Origin of the sequence: Parashewanella tropica (assembly GCF_004358445.1) — a bacterium.
In the GTDB taxonomy this organism is placed as follows: domain Bacteria; phylum Pseudomonadota; class Gammaproteobacteria; order Enterobacterales; family Shewanellaceae; genus Parashewanella; species Parashewanella tropica.
Map to the genome: position 1 here is coordinate 3,009,419 of NZ_CP037951.1, position 18,163 is coordinate 3,027,581.

Below are 18,163 nucleotides of genomic sequence, written 5' to 3' on the forward strand. Positions count from 1 at the left end.
AATGTGGAGCAAGGCCTAAAACAAAACAGACGCTTTATGTATAGCGTCTGTTTAAAATTGCAATAAGGACTTTTAACTTGCGTGAGCAGTAATGTGGTGCATTTCTTCAGGGATTTCATCCCAGCCTTCTTTTAATGTTCGAAGAACGTCAGAGACATCATTTAACATTTTGGTATCACTGCTTAAATTAGCTTGAATCAAGCCGTTAATGACAAAGTCATACAATGCATCCAAATTCTGCCCTAGATCATCGTCATCCATCACTAAGCAGCTTCTTAGCCCTTCGACTATATCAATAGCTTTACCAATGCATAAACCTTTGGCTGCAATGTCATTATTTTCAATGGCGTAACGAGATTGAGCGATACGCTCTAATGCACCGGCAAATAACATTTGCGTAATTTTATGTGGCGAGGCTTCAGTAATTTGACTATTTACTGACACCTGACGATAGGATTGTAGCGATCCTCTCATAGTATCAACTCCATTCGTTATATATTCTTTAAGTTATTAAGAAACCAACCCATTACCTAGTTAGGTCATTAAGTTTCTCTTATCGACTTCAGCAAGAACCAATAAATTGAGTTGCACTAAAACTCTAGAACTATTGGTTATTTACCTGAGTCGATAGCTTGGTAAAGGTTTACTTTCTTGGTGCCCGGTTTCACTTTAGCTAATGCATCAAAATAATATTGGCGATGTGTTACAAGGGCATCCATAAACGCTTTTGCCAACGCTTTTTGTTGATTGATATAAGTCGCGTCAACCTCATTCGTCGACATCACCTGTTCAATCAAAATTTGACGCTTGTCTATCAAGGACTGCAAGCTTGATGCCAGTTCCTCAGATTTATGGATATCTGTTTTAATGACGTCATCTAAGCTTTTTATGGTGAAAGAGATGGTTTGGTTTAGCTCTTTTAACTGCTGCTTTAATTCTGGCACTTTACTTTCCATAAGATTCTATTTACCCACTGCTTATTGTAGATTCTTTAGGTGTTTTCGCTAATTAATTTCTAGCCGCCCCAGGAAGCGATGCCAAACGCTGTGCTAAGAAATTTTGTTGAGCATTTAGCTGACCAACAATAGAGTCCATGGCGTTAAACTGCTTTCGTAAACGAGATTCAAGTGAACTCATTTTTCTTCCAAAAGCATCCTTTTGATCTTGCAAACGATCAAGCTTTCCATCTAATGACTCGTCTCGATTATCAAGAATACCGCCTGTCTTACTGTAAACCTCAATCTTATCGGTCATTTTGGCCACAAAGCCAGTATCTTCTTTTGTGAAAAATTCAGTCAGTTTAGGTAAGTCGTTATCAATGGCTTTATCTAAAATATCGTCATCAATTTCTAGTGTACCATCGCGTTTTGTGGTGATACCAAACTCTGCAAGTTGAACCTGGCTGGAACCCGCAGAAAAAGACGAAGACAAAGTATTACGAATTTGAGAATTCATAGAACGCATCATTGCATCACCTTGAAGCGCCCCCGCTGTTTTTTTGTCAGCATCATAGTGTGACAAGCCTTTCATGGTTTTCGACATGTCATTAAAGGCTTTTACAAATTCTTTTAAAGATTTCTTAGTGGCATCTTTATCTTGAGAAACAGTGATCGTTGTTGTTTTCGCAGCGTCAGCTTCTTTTAAGTCAATGGTGATTCCATCAATCGCATCTTCAACAGTATTGGATGCCGATGTTTTACGAAGCCCATCAACAACAATGACCGAATCTTTAGCCGCTTGAACTTCATTCATGTTAAAAGTATTGCTTAATGATGAAGAGCCAGCTGCATCGGTCGCTTCAACAGTAACATTATTTGCAAGGCCCGTTTTTTTAGAGGTAATGACCAATTTGGCTCCAGCATCACTATTGATAATGGTTGCAGTCACACCTTTTTCTTTATTATCTTCCGATTCATTAATCTTATTAACAACATCTTTAAGATCATCTTCCGCACTGACATCAACAGTAAAACTGTCTCCATCAACGGTAAACTTTAAGCTGCCTTCACCCACAGCTGCTTCTACATCTGAAACTGTTTGCGTCCCTTGTTTTTGACTACGAGCGAGTTGCTCAACGCTAACGGTATAACGACCTGGCACAGTCCCTTTATCAGCTTTAGCCTCGATAAAATCCTCATTGGAGGTTTTGATACTTGTGCCTTGAAAGGCATCAGGCTTTGCAAGAGGCTTTAGTTTATCAAGAAATTTAGACAATCCACTTTTCAGGGAACCTACTGCTGAAATTTCAGCATTAATGACCGCTTGATCACGATTAAACTGCGCTTGCTTTGGTGCATTTTGTGCGTTAACCATTGCATCAACCAAGGCATTAATATTTAAGCCAGATCCTAAACCTGTGGACGTTAACATATAGATTCCTTAAATCACTTTCGCTAAGTAAACATCAGTACTTAGGCTTTTTCATCAAGCAGCAGACCACGCATTTCGGCAATGCGTTCGGCAATTTTTAGTGCTTCCTCGGTAGGAATTTGCCGGATCACTTCACCGGAGTCAGCATCACGAACACTGACTATCGGTTCATTACTGTTTTCATTCACTTCAAACGAGATACTTTTACGAGTTATTGCCATCATCTGGGTTAACTCTTCAGTCGCTTTAGTAAGCTCTTGCTTTTCAATCTCAGTTACGGATGTGACTTTTTTCGTTTCTTCGACTTGAGTCAGCTTTCCAGCTTTTTCAACATCAACTGATGCCATTCGCTCATTTTCTTTTACTGTTCTAACTTTGTTGGTCTGCAAAGTATTTACTTGTTTGTTGTTAGCAACATTCATACCAGCAGTTAGTGAGTTATTTGACATAAGGCATACTCCTATTGTCTAGTTAAATTAAACTCCTTCTTATCAACCCGTTATCGGCAAAGATTGATCACTCTTTAATTATTTTTCTTTCAGACACAAAAAAGCCTGTCAAACGACAGGCTTTCGAATCCACTATGGAAGTAGTGATTATAGTAGCGACTGAGCAACCTGAGGTAACTGGTTCGCTTGTGCTAGCATCGCTGAAGAGGTACGAGACAAGATCTGATTCTTAGTCAATTGTGCAGTCTCTTTTGCAAAGTCAACATCTTGGATACGGCTTCGTGCATCAGATACGTTGTTTTGGATGTTACCAAGGTTATTGATGGTGTGACCCATACGGTTTTGTACCGCACCTAAGTCTGCACGCTGACTATCGATTTGCTCAATAGCTTTATCGATAACACCAACGGCACTTTGAGCACCCGCAGCTGTTGAAATATCAATACTATTCACACTTGCAGAATCGTTACCAGAAACAGTTAGAGATAATTCACCACTAGTAAACGCAGTAGTACCATCGTCTTGCAAAGAACCAGTTGCTTTCAACGCAAGCCCTTCACCATTATTGAGGGCTCCTTTAATTTCTAGGCTACCATCACTTTTCGCGGCAACCGAAACACCAATGTCTTTATCTTTAAAAACTTTGTTTATAGCCTCTGCAACTTCTCCAGCATTACTTGCATCACCAATTTCAACCTCGACATCACCTGCAGAGCCACCACTTGGAGTAAATGAAAACACCAATTTACCATTATTGGTAGTGCCGTTCGTTAATTCATTAACACCTGCAGTAGAAAGAGTTCCGGTTACTCCCTTACCTTGCGCCAGCTTATCTGCACCAACATCAGATAGAGAAACCGAAATCGTTTCATTGGCTTCAGAGCCCACTTGGAAAGACTGAGTACCATAAGAACCATCAAGCAGTTTTTGACCACCGAAAGAAGTGGTATCTGAGATACGAGTTAACTCTTCTTGCAGAGCGCCAATTTCTTTTTGCATTGCACCACGGTCTTTTGCTGAGTTAGAGCCGTTAGCCGATTGCAGGGATAGATCACGCATACGCTGTAAAATGTTGGTCGATTCTTGCATCGCACCTTCAGCAGTTTGAGCGATAGAGATACCGTCGTTGGCGTTACGTTTTGCTACATCAAGGCCATTCACCTGACTGGTTAGACGGTTAGAGATTTGCAAACCTGCTGCGTCATCTTTTGCACCGTTAATGCGCATGCCTGACGCTAAACGTTCCATCGAAGTTTTAACACCCATGTTGGCTTTACCTAAGTTGCCTTGGGCTTTCATCGAAGTCACATTGGTATTTACTGAGATCATATTCATGTCCTCTTAATTACCTGACTGAATCCATCCAGTAGCGCCTCAGCCAGACTTGTTAATAGTGTTTACACTTTATTTAACGACCTCAGTTTCATTAACTTTAGTTAATTTTGACTATTTTTTTACAGACACAAAAAAGCCTGTCACTCGACAGGCTTTCATAATCCTTCATATCAAGTATTACAGTAGTGACTGAGCGACTTGTGGCAATTGGTTTGCTTGTGCAAGCATTGCAGAAGACGTACGTGACAAGATTTGGTTTTTAGTCAACTGTGCCGTTTCCTTGGCAAAGTCAACATCTTGAATACGGCTACGTGCATCAGATACGTTGTTCTGAATATTACCCAAGTTATTGATGGTGTGGCCCATACGGTTTTGTACCGCACCTAAGTCTGCACGTTGGCTATCAATTTGCTCGATGGCTTTATCAATAGTACCAATGGCAGCTTGAGCTCCACCAACGGTTGAAATATCAATAGCACTCACTCTATCAGAATCAGCACCTCCAATAGCCAAAGAAGAACCAGTAACAGTTAACGCTGTACCATCATCCTTTTTTCCTGCCAAAGTAGTAATAGCGTCACCATTAGCCGCGGAGCCAAAAAACTCTAGCTCTCCTTTATTGTTTGCAGCAACACTAAACCCAGCTTCTTTCGCTTCGTCAGATGAGTTAATCTTATCTACTAACTCGCTCACATTTTTCACATCACCGATAGCAATGGTTTTAGTAGCCGCTGCAGGAGTTCCCGCTGGGTCAAAGCTGAATGAAATTTCACCTGAGCCAGCAGAACCGTTTACCAACTCGTCCACAGCGCCTTTGGTCAATTTACCTGTAACTTTTGCTCCTGAAGATAATTTGTCAGCACCAACATCTGATAAAGAAATTGAAATGGTTTCATTGGCCTCTGAACCCACTTGGAATGATTGTGTTCCATATGAACCATCAAGAAGTTTCTGACCACCAAAAGAAGTCGTATCTGAGATACGAGTTAATTCTTCTTGTAGTGCACTGATTTCTTTTTGCATTGCACCACGGTCTTTCGCTGAGTTAGAGCCGTTTGCTGATTGCAGTGACAAGTCACGCATACGTTGTAAGATGTTGGTCGATTCTTGCATCGCACCCTCAGCGGTTTGAGCGATAGAGATACCGTCGTTGGCGTTACGCTTCGCTACATCAAGACCATTAACCTGACTGGTTAAACGGTTAGAGATTTGCAAACCTGCTGCATCATCTTTTGCACCGTTAATGCGCATGCCTGACGCTAGACGTTCCATCGACGTTTTTACACCCATGTTGGCTTTACCTAAGTTGCCTTGGGCTTTCATCGAAGTCACATTGGTATTTACTGAGATCATATTAATGTCCTCTTAATTACCTGACTGAATCCATCCAGTAGCGCCTCAGCCAGACTTGTTAATATTGTTTACACTTTATATAACGACCTCAGTTTCATTAACTTTAGTTAATTTTGACTATTTTTTTACAGTCATAAAAAAGCCTGTCATTCGACAGGCTTTTAAAATCGTTCACATCATGTATTACAGTAGTGACTGAGCAACTTGTGGCAACTGGTTAGCTTGCGCAAGCATTGCAGAAGACGTACGTGATAAGATTTGATTTTTCGTTAACTGTGCCGTTTCTTTTGCAAAGTCAACATCTTGGATACGGCTACGTGCATCAGATACGTTGTTCTGAATGTTACCCAAGTTATTGATGGTGTGACCCATACGGTTTTGGACAGCACCTAAGTCAGCACGTTGACTATCAATTTGTTCGATAGCTTTATCAATCACCCCAACAGCTGCTTGCGCACCTCCAGCAGTACTAATATCAATATTATCTACACTAGTCTTGCCTGAGTCATCACCACCTAGGGCAAATGCCGTAGCTGGTGCAGTAGTAGTACCATCTGCAATTTTTCTGGTTAAGGTCAAAGCATCACCGTTATTACCTAATCCTTTAAAACTAACTTTTGAACCATCAGATTCAGCGTAAACACCAGTGTTTTTACTTGCTTTTGATAAAGCGTTGTTAATTGCTTTAGCCATACCATCAGCATCAGTTACACCTGAAATGTCCGCTTTTAATGTCTCAGCAGAACCACCTGATGCTGTATAAGAAAATGAAATTTCACCATCTCCTGCGCCGCCAACTGTCGCTGTAATTTCAGCTGCAGTTAACTCACCTGCAACGGTCTTACCGCTTTTTTCCAGTTTATCTGCACCAACATCAGAAAGAGAAATCGAAATAGTCTCATTTGCTTCTGAACCTACTTGAAATGACTGAGTGCCATATGAACCGTCAAGCAGCTTTTGACCACCGAAAGAAGTTGTATCAGAAATACGAGTCAGCTCGTCTTTCAAAGCAACAATTTCTTTTTGCATTGCACCACGGTCTTTTGCAGAGTTAGAGCCGTTCGCTGATTGTAAAGATAGGTCACGCATACGCTGTAAGATGTTAGTAGACTCTTGCATCGCACCTTCCGCGGTTTGAGCAATAGAAATACCATCGTTAGCATTACGCTTTGCCACATCAAGACCATTTACCTGACTGGTTAAACGGTTTGAAATTTGCAAACCAGCGGCATCATCTTTAGCGCCGTTAATTCTCATTCCTGAAGCAAGACGCTCCATAGAGGTTTTAACACCCATGTTAGCTTTGCCTAGGTTGCCTTGAGCTTTCATGGAAGTCACATTGGTATTGACTGAGATCATCTTCATGTCCTCTGTTTACCTGACTGATTCCACTTAGTTCAACTCAGCCAGACTTAGTTAATGGTTACAATTAAGTTAACGGCAGGAATGAATAGGACTTTAGAAAAATTTAAAAAATGTTTTTAAGATAAATCGCAATTTGGAAAAACGGCTCTGTTATGTAAGAAGAAATTTGTCTTAAAAGGGAGCGTAATTATCTAATCTGAAAATTAGGAGGTGAGCACAATTGTATTCTGTGCCTATAGACAACTAATAAAAAACGACGTGGTAGACAAGCTATCACGTCGTTTGAAAGTACTAGTAAGTTAAGCTACTTACCCCAATAGCGACTGCGCAATTTGTGGTAACTGGTTAGCTTGAGCCAACATTGCCGAAGACGTTTTCGACAAAATTTGCCCTTTCGTCAGCTGCGCTGTTTCTTTAGCAAAATCGACATCCTGAATACGGCTTCGAGCATCAGAAACATTATTTTCAATATTACCTAGGTTATTAATCGTGTGACTCATACGGTTTTGCACTGCACCTAAATGAGCACGGCGGTTGTCAATTTGTTCAATGGCTTTGTCGATAGTTTTAAGTGCCGATTGTGCGCCACCAGCTGTAGAAATATCAAGAGTACTTACGTTTGCAGAGTTGTCACCATTAAAGCCAATGGCTGTAACTGTAGCTCCCGCTAAAGCAGTCGTGCCGTCGCCTTGTCTAGATTTTGACGCATCAAGCGCAAACGTTGCTACACCATTTTCGAAATCACCAGTAAACGAAATGGATTTATCACCATTAGGTGCAGTCTCAACATTTGCAGTGATATTGTAGCCTTTATCAGAAAGTGTTTTATTAATTGCTTCCGCTACACCACCTGCATCTTTAGCTTTACTAAGGTCAACTTCAATGTCTGTATCACCACCAGCAGCAGCGCCATTTGAGTCATAAGTAAAAACCAATTTACCACTATCGCCACCATTAAACAGGGAGTCGACTCCCGCCTTGTTAATAGCACCAGCGTTAACCGCACGAGACTGAGCCAACTTATCTGCGCCCACATCTTCTAGAGTTACTGAAATCGTTTCGTTAGCATCTGAACCCACTTGGAAGGCTTGCGTTCCATATGAACCATCAAGAAGCTTTTGACCACCAAAAGTAGTGGTGTCAGAAATACGAGTTAACTCATCTTGAAGTGCCGATAATTCTTTTTGCATTGCTCCACGGTCTTTAGCTGAATTAGAGCCGTTTGCCGATTGTAAAGATAAGTCACGCATACGTTGCAAAATATTCGTGGATTCTTGCATCGCACCTTCAGCGGTTTGAGCAATCGAAATACCATCGTTAGCGTTACGCTTTGCTACTCCAAGACCATTGATTTGGCTGGTTAGGCGGTTAGAAACCTGTAGACCTGCTGCATCATCTTTTGCGCTGTTAATACGCATACCAGATGCAAGACGCTCCATAGAAGTTTGAACGCCCATGTTGGCTTTACCTAAGTTTCCTTGGGCTTTCATCGAAGTAACGTTAGTGTTTACACTAATCATGTTTTTCCCCTTAAAATTTAGCCAAAGCCAACTGCCCGGCCGATCTTATTTTTTAATTTTTTAAGAGTCGCTATTAACCTAATAGCGACTGTGCAATTTGTGGTAATTGATTAGCTTGGGCTAACATCGCTGAAGATGTACGAGACAAAATCTGTCCTTTAGTCAGCTGTGCCGTTTCTTTAGCGAAGTCAACATCTTGAATACGGCTACGAGCATCAGAAACGTTATTTTCAATGTTGCCAAGGTTGTTAATCGTATGGCTCATACGGTTTTGTGCCGCACCTAGATCTGCACGCTGGTTATCGATTTGCTCAATAGCTGCGTCAATTTTACCAATCGCGGCTTGAGCACCGTTTGCTGTTGAGATATCTAGGGTGTTGATGCTAGCGCTATTAGCACCACCCAAAGCCGTTGCAACAATGTGAGTGTTGGCAGTAACCGTAGCAGAGGAACCGTCATCTTTTTTCATGTTGGCGCCATCAATAGCGAATGCGCCACCATTTGCAACAGAACCAGTAAACTCAATACCACCTGCATCGTTAACTTTTGCTGAAATCTCTCTAGTGTTAGCGCGGCCAGCAAATGCTTCATTTAGTTTTTTAGCCACTTCTTCAACGTTTTTGGCATCACCAATGTTTACCGTAAAGGCGCTACCATCATTAAATGCAGCAACACCACCATCATTGCTACCAGACGTTAATTCAGCAACAGATGCTGCAGTCAAACCACCCGCGGTAATGTTTTCTCCATCTTGAGCCAGCTTATCTGCCCCGACATCGGAAAGAGTAATAGAAATTGTTTCGTTAGCGTCTGAACCTACTTGGAATGCCTGTGTACCATATGAACCATCAAGTAGCTTTTGACCACCAAAGGTTGTGGTATCTGAAATACGGGTCAACTCTTCTTGTAATGCTGAAAGCTCTTTTTGCATTGCTCCACGGTCTTTAGCTGAGTTAGAGCCGTTAGCTGATTGCAAAGAAAGGTCACGCATACGTTGCAAAATATTCGTCGACTCTTGCATCGCACCTTCAGCGGTTTGAGCAATCGAAATACCATCGTTAGCATTACGTTTTGCAACACCAAGACCATTGATCTGACTGGTTAGACGATTAGAAACCTGTAGACCTGCCGCATCATCTTTTGCGCTGTTAATACGCATACCAGATGCAAGACGCTCCATAGAAGTTTGAACGCCCATGTTGGCTTTACCTAAGTTCCCTTGGGCCTTCATTGAAGTAACGTTAGTATTTACACTAATCATTGTTTTCCCCTTAACATTCAGCCTAAGCCAACCGCTCGGCTACTTTGTGTTTTGAATTTGTTGTTTAGCCAGAAAAAGTTTTTAATTACTTCTTGTTATATAAAATCAAATAACGAAGTGTTACTGACTTTGGTATACACACTTGATGCAGCTTTCAGTGCTAACTGTTCTCGATTTAAATCCGTTATGGCTTTGGCGGTATCCAAATCTTCTAGCTTTGAAAGTGCTTCTTTATTTGCGAGCTTGGTGTCTTGATGTCTTGTTATGTAGCTCTCGCTATTTTGTAAACTGACACCTGCCTCACTTCTGGCTAAACCGATTTGATTTATTCCTTGGTTTAAGTTATTCAATTGCTGTGCCAGTTCTGCTTTTCCTGCTTCAGATTGCACATTTCCCTTTTCTAATAGCGCAATGGTTTTCTCAACCGTATCAAAGATATTAGTATTGGCTTGTGGGCTTATCCCCACGCTATCACCCGCTTTAGGCGTGCCATCTATCTTTACTTCGACGCCATTAAAGCTAATAGGGTTTTTAGGATCGAATGGTGTTGCAGCTAAAACAGTGTTGCTACCGTTTTTAACTTCGACATTTATGCCACCTGAACCGTTATCAACAAAGTTAATGCTGTAATTTGCGGCAACATGTGCCGAAGAATTGGCAATTTTTGCCTCTGAGATTTGAAACTTGCCACTTTGATTCGCCGAATATTTGGCGCTGTAATCACCTAAGGCATTTTTGCCATCCATAAAGGCACGACTGCCGGAAACATTCGAACCCAGCACAACACCTTCGGCAACTACTGAGTTGCGCACTCCATCATCACCTTTGTAACTAATGCTTCGTGGTGAGCTACCTGAAAATTCAAATGGTTGCTGATCGGTTTTAAAACCTGAGAAGAAATAATTTCCCGACTCATCACGGCTATTGGCAACTTGCTGCAAAGCTTCTAAATCGCTGCGCATTTTTTTGGCAATGGTCTGCCGCTCGGCGTCGGTATGAGTACCATTTAAAACACTCAACATTTGATCTTTTAAGCTGCGACCAATGTTTTCAGCATTGCCAAGGTGAGATTCGGTTTGGGCTAAATGATTTTTGGCATAGTCGATATTTTTTAGATATTGATCCGTCAACTTGTTTTGTTGCTTTAAGTTATCAATGGCAACTGAAGCGACAGGATCATCGCCTGCTGTATTGACACGCTTACCTGTTGCAATCTGCTCCATGATCTTACTGGTATTCGATTGACGCTGAAGAATGTTGCCTAGATTTTGCTGATGAAATTGGGCTGTTGATATTCTCATAATTAATTTCCTTGCTCCCTATCTCATCGCACTCATCAAGCTATCGAATACTTGATTGGCCACTGTCATTACACGAGCTGACGCTTGATAGGATTTTTGAAAGCGCATTAGATTTGCCGCTTCTTCATCTAGGTTGACGCCTGATTCACTTAGTACTCGGTTTTCAGCTTGCTTAAACACTTCGGTAGCACTGTTGAGTTGAATTTGTGCAGAACTGGTTTGGCTACCTATGTCTTGTTTGGTATTTTCAAAAACGTCAATAAGCGAAGTTGAGCCATTGTTCATTTTAAAATCGGTAGACAACTTAGCCATTTCAACGGCATTACGGTTATCACCTTTGTTTACTGATAAATCGAAGGTGAATTTATCGGTTGCACCTGAGGTAGAATTCACTTCAAATTCGATACCATGAGCACTGATTTTATTGCCAGTAAACGTCTGGTTTGCTGCACCAATGCGATTGCCGTCTTTATCAAATACCGTGAAGGTTTTTGGTGTTGTGCTGGTATTAATTTCAAAAGTAAGGGGCTTACCGTCTTTCGGGAAGTTGGCCGCACTGCGGTCGTTGATTGCCGTAAGCTTGACTTTGGTATTACCTGAGTTGCTGTCTGGCTCAGTAATTTTGGCTTTAGCGGCGGCAATTTCTTTTGGATCTTTCATTGCCACTTCAATGCCGCTTGCCGCACCAGAAGTTGGACGAATGGTAAACTTGTCTTTGTTAGCAAACGCCCCAGATTTGATTTGAATACTAAAACCATCACCACCTGTTAGTTGGTTTGGTGTTGTTGAAGTATCTAGGGTTAAGTTTTGTGATTTACCCGTTGCTTTATCCGTTAACGTATAATCAGTACCGTCAAAGCTCAGTTCATACTCTGCGCCTGTCAATTTGGTGACATCATCAATATTGACGGAAAGGCTTGCGGTTCCAGTGTTGCTTTTAAATTTTCCAGCACGGCCATTTGCCATAGCAGGATCATTAATGTCTTGAAAAATCGGCTTGCCAACTTGACCATTTAAGTCAATGCCTTTGGCTTGTGCTTGATTAAAAGCATCGGCAATCCCTAGGGCAAATTGGCCTAGTTCATTTTTGGCTGAGATAAGCGTGTCTTGCCTGAATTCGAATAAGCCACCCAGTTGACCACCTAAATTTTTTGACGAAACTAAGGTTTCATTATCACCAGACTTCACTACTAAACGCGTTTCATTTGGAAATGGATCGCCAGCTTTACTTTCTAACTGCATGGCTTTAGCACCTGAAACCAAAGCGACCGAGCCACCCAGCATGACACTTTTACCGCCGCCCTCGAGCGGAATAACATTGATGTTGGCGTATTCGCTGAGCTCTTTTAACAGGCTGTCTTGTTTGTCTAGCAGTTGGCTATTTTTAGTATTTCCTTCCATCAATTCTTGATTGATGTTGCCAAGCTCTTTGGTTAACGCATTAATTCGCTTTAGAGAAGCATCTATCTGACCATTGGTGTTTTTAAACTGGCTATTCAAATGGCTTTCCATTTGATTAATGGTTTTAGCCAGATGCTTTGCTGAAGAGATGATGCTGCCGCGAATACCTAGATCATCGGGCGTATCACCCAAGCGGTTAATGTTGTTTTGCAGATCATTTAAGCTATCAGGCACACCTTTACCGATTTTTGAGTAAAGCTGATCCATCTCATTCATTTTAGAAAGTCGAGTTTGCGCCTCTGATAAGCCTGTCGCTCCAATGCGAAGCTCACGAGTAGCAAATTCGTTATAAATGCGTTTTACATCGGAAACATAAGCACCTGCACCGAAAAAGTGATTTCCTATTTTTCGAGCATCTAAGGTAGATTGAGTGGCAACTTGCCTGTTATAGCCATCTGTATTTACGTTGGCAATATTGTTACTGGTTACACTTAGTTGTGACTGTGACGTCAGCACACCATTGCGAGCAATATTCATTAAATCATTAGACATAACAGCTGTTCCAATTTATTGTTTTTTGTTCCTAGCGCCTGAGTAAACTTGTCGAAAGTTCTACTCAAAAAAGAAGTTACTGAGCAGCAATGCCTTTCATAACTGCTAACACTTTCTTGGCGTAATTGGGATCTGTTGCGTAACCAGCATTTTGTATGCCAGTTATGAATTTTTCGGGATCTTTGGCGACATCCAACGCTTGTTGGTAACGCGGATTACTTGAAAGGAAATTCACAAAGTCATCAAAACTGTCTTTGATTGAGTCATAAACTCTAAAGTCAGCCTGCTGGCGATTCGCCACACCACCTTCAAATTCAAGGGTTGAAACTCTGGCTTTATCACCATTCCATCTTTGATCGGCTTTAATATTGAACAGGTTATTACTCACAGAACCATCCGATTGACGCACCATTTTTTTACCCCACCCCGTTTCTAAAGCGGATTGAGCGAGTAATACTTCAGGTGTTGTTCCTAATTTATCTGCGGCTTGTTTGGCATGAGGATAAAGCTGTTTAACAAAGTCATCTGGCGTATCAAAAGACTGAGACGGCAACACTTTGCCGCTAACTATTTCATCCAATTTTTCAGCTTTAGGGGTAACAGTTTTACTGTTCAACACAGTAGTAGGTAAGCTATCAGTGCGAAGTGTCGATGCAGGTCTTATGTTGCTGGTTTCTGGTGATAGTTGCTGCACCATTAAGTCAGCAAGCCCTAATACGCCTTTATCTGAGATATCATTGGCCATTTGCTGATCGCGCATTTGTTCATAAAATGCCGTGTATTGAGTGTTGAATGGACTGTCTGATTTAAACACTTCGTTTGCATCACGCATGCTTTTCATCAGCATTTGAACAAAGATACCTTCAAATTGCTTGGCAACTTCTTTGATGGCGTCTTTGTCATTGTTTTGAACACGAGAACGAAGTCTATCTAAGCCTCCGAGTTCCAACATGTTTGATGCGTTTGAAAACTTGTCCATTTGCCCAGTCCGTCTTAAATAATGATCAACTCGCCTTGTAAGGCGCCTGCTAACTTTAGGGCTTCTAAAATAGCTAATACGTCAGATGGCGCTGCACCAACTAAATTAACTGCACGAACCAATTCATCCAACGAGGTTCCAGGCTTAAAGGAAAACATGCGCTTGTTCTTTTCATTGACATCGATATCAGAATCAGGCGTCACAACGGTTTGCCCTAGTGACAATTTGTTAGGCTGAGACACCTGCAACGATTCTTTAATACTGACGGTTAACCCACCGTGGGTAATGGCTGCGGGCTTCAAGCGCACCTGCTGACCAACAACAATGGTACCTGTACGAGAGTTAACAATGACCTTTGCTGATTCAGTCGCTAAATCGACTTGTAGATTTTCAATGGTCGCTAAATAAGATACACGCTGAGAAGGATCACGTGGGGCACTGACACGAATTGAAGTCGCATCTAATGGCTGCGCTATACCGCCACCCAGTAAATCATTAATGGTATCTGCGACTCGTTTAGCCGATGAAAAATCAGGGCGTAATAAATTAAAAGTTAAGTAGTCACCATGAGTGAAAGGTGAAATCACCTCACGCTCGACTATTGCCCCACTAGGAATGCGCCCGACTGTGGGTGTGTTTTGAATGACTTTAGAACCATCACGACCTTCGGCACTAAACCCACTCACAATCAAATTACCTTGTGCAATGGCATAGATTTTTCCATCAATCCCTTTAAGGAAGCTTTGCAGTAAAGTCCCTCCTCGCAAGCTTTTAGCTTCACCAATGCTTGAAACCGTCACATCCATTGTTTGACCAGTTTTAATAAATGGAGGCATTGTGGCGCTAAGCGCAACAACCGCTGAATTTTTGATTTTTGGACGAACACCATTTGGTAAATTGACACCAAAATTTTTCAACATGGTTTTAAAGGTTTGTTCGGTATAGCGATTTCGCTCACCCGTACCCGGTAGGCCCACCACTAAGCCATAGCCAACTAATTGGTTGTCACGAATACCTTGAATATTAGCGATATCTTTAATGCGCTGAGCAAAGCTGCTTGTGGAAATGACAGCAAGCAATAAGCCGAAAATAATTTTTGCTTTCATGACTTAACTCCTAAAAAGGCCACCAATCACCGAGGAAAAATTTAGATAACCACCCTGCTTTTTGAGATTCAGCAAAGGTACCAGTACCACTGTATTGAATACGGGCATTCGCAATTTTGGGGGATTCGATGGTGTTATCAGGCATAATATCTTCGGAGCGAATTACGCCAGTCACTCGAATAAACTCTTCACCGTTGTTGATGGTGATCCACTTCTCACCTCGAATAACGAGATTGCCATTAGCCAGCACTTCCATGACGTGTGCTGAAATATTGCCGGATAAGCTATTGCTTTGGTCGGCATCCGCTTCACGGCTTAAATCAAATTTATCCTTATAATTTAAGTCAATTGGGTTGCCATTAATGGTTGCGGTTTGCCCGCCTAATCTAAATGGATCAATCTTGAAGGCATTGCCTTTTTTGATGCCATTAGTCGCACTTTTACGAGCTTGAGTAGATTCAGTAAGTTTAACGGTAATGATGTCACCGATTCGATGTGCTCGTTTGTCGGTATATAAATTCGCAGCTTGGCTATCGAGGAAAATAGAGCCTGTTGGTTCATTGTGGGTTGGTGCAGCCTGAGGCACCACAGGTGCATAATAGGGATCATCAGGAATCGGCTTCTTTGTTGTCGAAGCACAGGCTGTCAGCATTAATGCACTAGCCACCACTAATAAACGCAACATTATCTACTCCTAAAGATTCTGGTTAACGTAAGACAACATTTGATCTACTGACGAAATCACCTTGGAGTTCATTTCGTAGATACGTTGACTTTCAATAAGGTTGACCAACTCTTCGGTAACGTTAACGTTTGAAGTTTCTAGTGCACCTTGACGAATAGCGCCCATGCCATTTAAAGCTGCAACGCCTTGAATTGGCGCCCCACTTGCACCAGTTTCAAGGTATAAATTTTGTCCCATAGGCTCTAAACCTGATGGATTGATAAAGTCAGACATGGTGAATTGACCGATCACTTGGTTTTCAGCTGCACCCGGAACCTTGACCGACACTTCACCTTCAGCTGAGACCGTAATGCTCTTAGCGTCTTGCGGAATAGTGATTGCAGGTTGAACCACAAAGCCTGAGCCTGAAGTTACGATTTGTCCTTGGTCATCTCTACTGAATTGGCCACTACGCGTGTACGAAATACTGCCGTCAGGCATTTGCACCTCAAAAAAGCCAGGGCCTTCAATCATCAAATCTAATGAGTTATCCGTCGTTACCATATTGCCTTGAGAGAATAACTTTTGAGTGGCAACGACTTTAGTACCTGCGCCAACATTTAAACCGTTTGGCAACTTGGTATTAGCGGCACTAATGCCACCAGCTTGATTCACATTCTGATAGAGCAAATCTTCAAATACGGCACGGCTCTTTTTAAAACCAACCGTACTCGCGTTTGCAATATTGTTCGAAATCACCGAAATATCGGTTTTCTGGGCATCTAAGCCAGTTTTACTTATCCATAATGCAGGATGCATAATTCACCTTTATATTCTTATAGATTCCCTAAATACGAACCATCTGTGCTGAGGCTCGATCGTTTTCTTCTGCGGTTTTCATCAATTTCACCTGCATTTCGAATTGACGCTGAATATCAATCAGAGCCACCATCTCTTCTACAGGGCTGACGTTACTGCTTTCGATAGCACCACTTTCTACTTTTACATCAGGATCTGCTGGCGCAATTTGGCCATTGATTTGACGAAATAAACCGTCTTCACCGCGTGTAAGATCTTGATTATTGGGATTGACCAACTTGATTCGGTCGACAACTTCAATCACTTCAGCTGGTGCACCTTGTGGGCGAACTGAAATGGTACCGTCTTGAGATATTTCGATTTTCTGGATAGGTATTGGCAGTACAATCGGACCGTTCTCCCCCATAATTGGGTTACCTCGATCGTTTTGTAATAAACCCGTTGCGTCAAAACTTAAGCTGCCTGAACGGGTATAAGCTTCTTGACCATCTTTGCCTTGAACAGCAACCCAACCATCACCATTGATGGCTATGTCTAAGTCTCTGCCTGTAGTACGCAAAGCTCCGGCTTGGAAATTACTGCTTGGCAATTCAGTCATCGCAAACACGCGTGTTGGCAAACCTTCACCAAAGGCTTGCATTGAGCGAGCTTGCGCCATATCAGCTTTAAAACCGTCAGTGTTGGCATTAGCAAGGTTATTGGCTCGTACTGCCAATTCAGCCATATTTTGCTTAGCGCCACTGGTGGCGATATAGAGAAGTTTGTCCAATTGCCTATCCGTCAAAAATTCAACATTTGACTGGATAAAGCATTGAACGTGCCAATTTGAATATTGGTGCTTCAAGATGAAAAAGAGGAAGATTATAAGAAAGTACTTTTTTGTATTTGAAAAGCTAAATGAAACAAAGGATTATGAAAAAAAATATAATGGTCAATAATAATGTTACCAGCTCAATGTTCGTTTAACTTTAGTCTTGATTGGGATAAAAAAGCAAAGCAATTTTCATCTCACCAAATCAATGAACATAAAAAATTTGTTCAAGGCGTAAATCAGACGTTTCAAAATGATGTTACCGAAGCGGTAATTATATTTTCTGATAATAAAATGTTTCTAGCTCGCAAGAGTGAAGCGCACTCTTTAGTTTTCGTCCAGCTGTGTAAACCTAGATGTTGTTTATCACGGCAGCATACTGTTGAAAAACCCACTGCTATGTCTAGAAACTTAAGTTCAATTTATACATTAAGGCACAGAGACAATGGCACAATAAAGGGTGAAATAGGTACCCCCGAAATAATTCAAAAATATATGGAAAGAAAACTATGAAAATGCAGGCAGCTAAACAGGCTTTATATGTGTACAAAAACCGTTCAACTTAATTTTTCTCTTGACTGGTATTTCCTTTCTAGAACTTATGGGCTGCCATCAAAACAACAATTTAACGCTTTAGATAATGCCTTTAAATTAGCATCGAAAAGCCAACAAACCGTCATCATAAAATTTCATAATGGTGACGTGTTCAAAATCAAATCATCGAAAGATCAATCACAGTGGTTGATATCCCACCAAAAACGACCTTGTGGCGTATCTCTACCTCTTTATACAAACGATTTTAAAAGTTATGCCTTATGCGATACCTTCAAAAACGCACGTAAAAGATATAATTCTTGGGGCTGAGAAAATAGCGAAG

General features: G+C 41.5%; 18 protein-coding genes. 2 read left to right on the forward strand and 16 right to left on the reverse strand.

Annotated features, from left to right (window positions below):
* Positions 1-72 precede the first annotated feature (72 nt).
* The 16 genes from fliS to flgF all read right to left on the reverse strand — a co-directional run bounded on the left by fliS (position 73) and on the right by flgF (position 17,244).
* Positions 73-474, reverse strand: coding sequence for a flagellar export chaperone FliS (gene fliS, locus E2H97_RS13185; RefSeq protein WP_133407557.1), 402 nt, complete (start codon positions 472-474; stop codon positions 73-75).
* 137 nt (positions 475-611) lie between these two features.
* Positions 612-956, reverse strand: coding sequence for a hypothetical protein (locus E2H97_RS13190; RefSeq protein ID WP_170308304.1), 345 nt, complete (start codon positions 954-956; stop codon positions 612-614).
* A 52-nt stretch (positions 957-1,008) separates the two neighbouring features.
* On the reverse strand, positions 1,009-2,370 hold the full coding sequence (gene fliD, locus E2H97_RS13195) for a flagellar filament capping protein FliD (RefSeq protein WP_133407559.1): 1,362 nt from the start codon (positions 2,368-2,370) through the stop codon (positions 1,009-1,011).
* 41 nt (positions 2,371-2,411) lie between these two features.
* Positions 2,412-2,819, reverse strand: coding sequence for a flagellar protein FlaG (locus E2H97_RS13200; protein ID WP_133407560.1), 408 nt, complete (start codon positions 2,817-2,819; stop codon positions 2,412-2,414).
* Positions 2,820-2,966: 147 nt separating this feature from the next.
* Complete coding sequence (locus E2H97_RS13205; RefSeq protein ID WP_133407561.1) at positions 2,967-4,148, reverse strand: flagellin; 1,182 nt, start codon at positions 4,146-4,148, stop codon at positions 2,967-2,969.
* Positions 4,149-4,331: 183 nt separating this feature from the next.
* Positions 4,332-5,507 (reverse strand): flagellin, encoded by a 1,176-nt coding sequence (locus E2H97_RS13210; protein ID WP_133407562.1) that lies wholly within the window; start codon positions 5,505-5,507, stop codon positions 4,332-4,334.
* 183 nt (positions 5,508-5,690) lie between these two features.
* A complete protein-coding gene (locus tag E2H97_RS13215) occupies positions 5,691-6,872 on the reverse strand; it encodes a flagellin (protein ID WP_133407563.1) in 1,182 nt (393 codons plus the stop codon).
* A 308-nt stretch (positions 6,873-7,180) separates the two neighbouring features.
* Positions 7,181-8,392 (reverse strand): flagellin, encoded by a 1,212-nt coding sequence (locus E2H97_RS13220; protein WP_133407564.1) that lies wholly within the window; start codon positions 8,390-8,392, stop codon positions 7,181-7,183.
* A gap of 73 nt (positions 8,393-8,465) precedes the next feature.
* Positions 8,466-9,653: a flagellin gene (locus E2H97_RS13225; RefSeq protein ID WP_133407565.1), complete on the reverse strand. Its 1,188-nt coding sequence runs from the start codon at positions 9,651-9,653 to the stop codon at positions 8,466-8,468.
* Between the two features lie 95 nt (positions 9,654-9,748).
* Positions 9,749-10,954, reverse strand: a complete 1,206-nt coding sequence (gene flgL, locus E2H97_RS13230) for a flagellar hook-associated protein FlgL (protein WP_133407566.1) — start codon at positions 10,952-10,954, stop codon at positions 9,749-9,751.
* A gap of 18 nt (positions 10,955-10,972) precedes the next feature.
* Positions 10,973-12,907 carry a flagellar hook-associated protein FlgK gene (gene flgK, locus E2H97_RS13235; RefSeq protein WP_133407567.1) on the reverse strand — a complete coding sequence of 645 codons (1,935 nt, stop codon included), beginning with the start codon at positions 12,905-12,907 and terminating at the stop codon, positions 10,973-10,975.
* A gap of 76 nt (positions 12,908-12,983) precedes the next feature.
* Complete coding sequence (flgJ, locus tag E2H97_RS13240) at positions 12,984-13,886, reverse strand: flagellar assembly peptidoglycan hydrolase FlgJ (RefSeq protein WP_133407568.1); 903 nt, start codon at positions 13,884-13,886, stop codon at positions 12,984-12,986.
* Positions 13,887-13,900: 14 nt separating this feature from the next.
* Positions 13,901-14,992, reverse strand: coding sequence for a flagellar basal body P-ring protein FlgI (locus E2H97_RS13245; RefSeq protein ID WP_133407569.1), 1,092 nt, complete (start codon positions 14,990-14,992; stop codon positions 13,901-13,903).
* A 10-nt stretch (positions 14,993-15,002) separates the two neighbouring features.
* Positions 15,003-15,677: a flagellar basal body L-ring protein FlgH gene (gene flgH, locus E2H97_RS13250; RefSeq protein ID WP_133407570.1), complete on the reverse strand. Its 675-nt coding sequence runs from the start codon at positions 15,675-15,677 to the stop codon at positions 15,003-15,005.
* A 9-nt stretch (positions 15,678-15,686) separates the two neighbouring features.
* On the reverse strand, positions 15,687-16,475 hold the full coding sequence (flgG, locus tag E2H97_RS13255; RefSeq protein ID WP_133407571.1) for a flagellar basal-body rod protein FlgG: 789 nt from the start codon (positions 16,473-16,475) through the stop codon (positions 15,687-15,689).
* 28 nt (positions 16,476-16,503) lie between these two features.
* Positions 16,504-17,244: a flagellar basal-body rod protein FlgF gene (gene flgF / locus E2H97_RS13260; protein ID WP_133407572.1), complete on the reverse strand. Its 741-nt coding sequence runs from the start codon at positions 17,242-17,244 to the stop codon at positions 16,504-16,506.
* 171 nt (positions 17,245-17,415) lie between these two features.
* Between flgF and E2H97_RS13265 the strand changes: the two genes are divergently transcribed.
* Together E2H97_RS13265 and E2H97_RS13270 are read left to right on the forward strand one after the other, a co-directional pair.
* Complete coding sequence (locus tag E2H97_RS13265) at positions 17,416-17,799, forward strand: hypothetical protein (RefSeq protein WP_133407573.1); 384 nt, start codon at positions 17,416-17,418, stop codon at positions 17,797-17,799.
* 27 nt (positions 17,800-17,826) lie between these two features.
* Positions 17,827-18,150: a hypothetical protein gene (locus E2H97_RS13270; RefSeq protein WP_133407574.1), complete on the forward strand. Its 324-nt coding sequence runs from the start codon at positions 17,827-17,829 to the stop codon at positions 18,148-18,150.
* Positions 18,151-18,163: the final 13 nt, after the last annotated feature.

What these genes read in the sequence shown, in the direction of transcription:
- fliS (WP_133407557.1), bottom strand. Translation starts at nt 474, where the DNA reads ATGAGAGGATCGCTACAATCCTATCGTCAGGTGTCAGTAAATAGTCAA.
- E2H97_RS13190 (WP_170308304.1), bottom strand. Translation starts at nt 956, where the DNA reads ATGGAAAGTAAAGTGCCAGAATTAAAGCAGCAGTTAAAAGAGCTAAAC.
- fliD (WP_133407559.1), bottom strand. Translation starts at nt 2,370, where the DNA reads ATGTTAACGTCCACAGGTTTAGGATCTGGCTTAAATATTAATGCCTTG.
- E2H97_RS13200 (WP_133407560.1), bottom strand. Translation starts at nt 2,819, where the DNA reads ATGTCAAATAACTCACTAACTGCTGGTATGAATGTTGCTAACAACAAA.
- E2H97_RS13205 (WP_133407561.1), bottom strand. Translation starts at nt 4,148, where the DNA reads ATGATCTCAGTAAATACCAATGTGACTTCGATGAAAGCCCAAGGCAAC.
- E2H97_RS13210 (WP_133407562.1), bottom strand. Translation starts at nt 5,507, where the DNA reads ATGATCTCAGTAAATACCAATGTGACTTCGATGAAAGCCCAAGGCAAC.
- E2H97_RS13215 (WP_133407563.1), bottom strand. Translation starts at nt 6,872, where the DNA reads ATGAAGATGATCTCAGTCAATACCAATGTGACTTCCATGAAAGCTCAA.
- E2H97_RS13220 (WP_133407564.1), bottom strand. Translation starts at nt 8,392, where the DNA reads ATGATTAGTGTAAACACTAACGTTACTTCGATGAAAGCCCAAGGAAAC.
- E2H97_RS13225 (WP_133407565.1), bottom strand. Translation starts at nt 9,653, where the DNA reads ATGATTAGTGTAAATACTAACGTTACTTCAATGAAGGCCCAAGGGAAC.
- flgL (WP_133407566.1), bottom strand. Translation starts at nt 10,954, where the DNA reads ATGAGAATATCAACAGCCCAATTTCATCAGCAAAATCTAGGCAACATT.
- flgK (WP_133407567.1), bottom strand. Translation starts at nt 12,907, where the DNA reads ATGTCTAATGATTTAATGAATATTGCTCGCAATGGTGTGCTGACGTCA.
- flgJ (WP_133407568.1), bottom strand. Translation starts at nt 13,886, where the DNA reads ATGGACAAGTTTTCAAACGCATCAAACATGTTGGAACTCGGAGGCTTA.
- E2H97_RS13245 (WP_133407569.1), bottom strand. Translation starts at nt 14,992, where the DNA reads ATGAAAGCAAAAATTATTTTCGGCTTATTGCTTGCTGTCATTTCCACA.
- flgH (WP_133407570.1), bottom strand. Translation starts at nt 15,677, where the DNA reads ATGTTGCGTTTATTAGTGGTGGCTAGTGCATTAATGCTGACAGCCTGT.
- flgG (WP_133407571.1), bottom strand. Translation starts at nt 16,475, where the DNA reads ATGCATCCTGCATTATGGATAAGTAAAACTGGCTTAGATGCCCAGAAA.
- E2H97_RS13265 (WP_133407573.1), top strand. Translation starts at nt 17,416, where the DNA reads ATGTTACCAGCTCAATGTTCGTTTAACTTTAGTCTTGATTGGGATAAA.
- E2H97_RS13270 (WP_133407574.1), top strand. Translation starts at nt 17,827, where the DNA reads ATGTGTACAAAAACCGTTCAACTTAATTTTTCTCTTGACTGGTATTTC.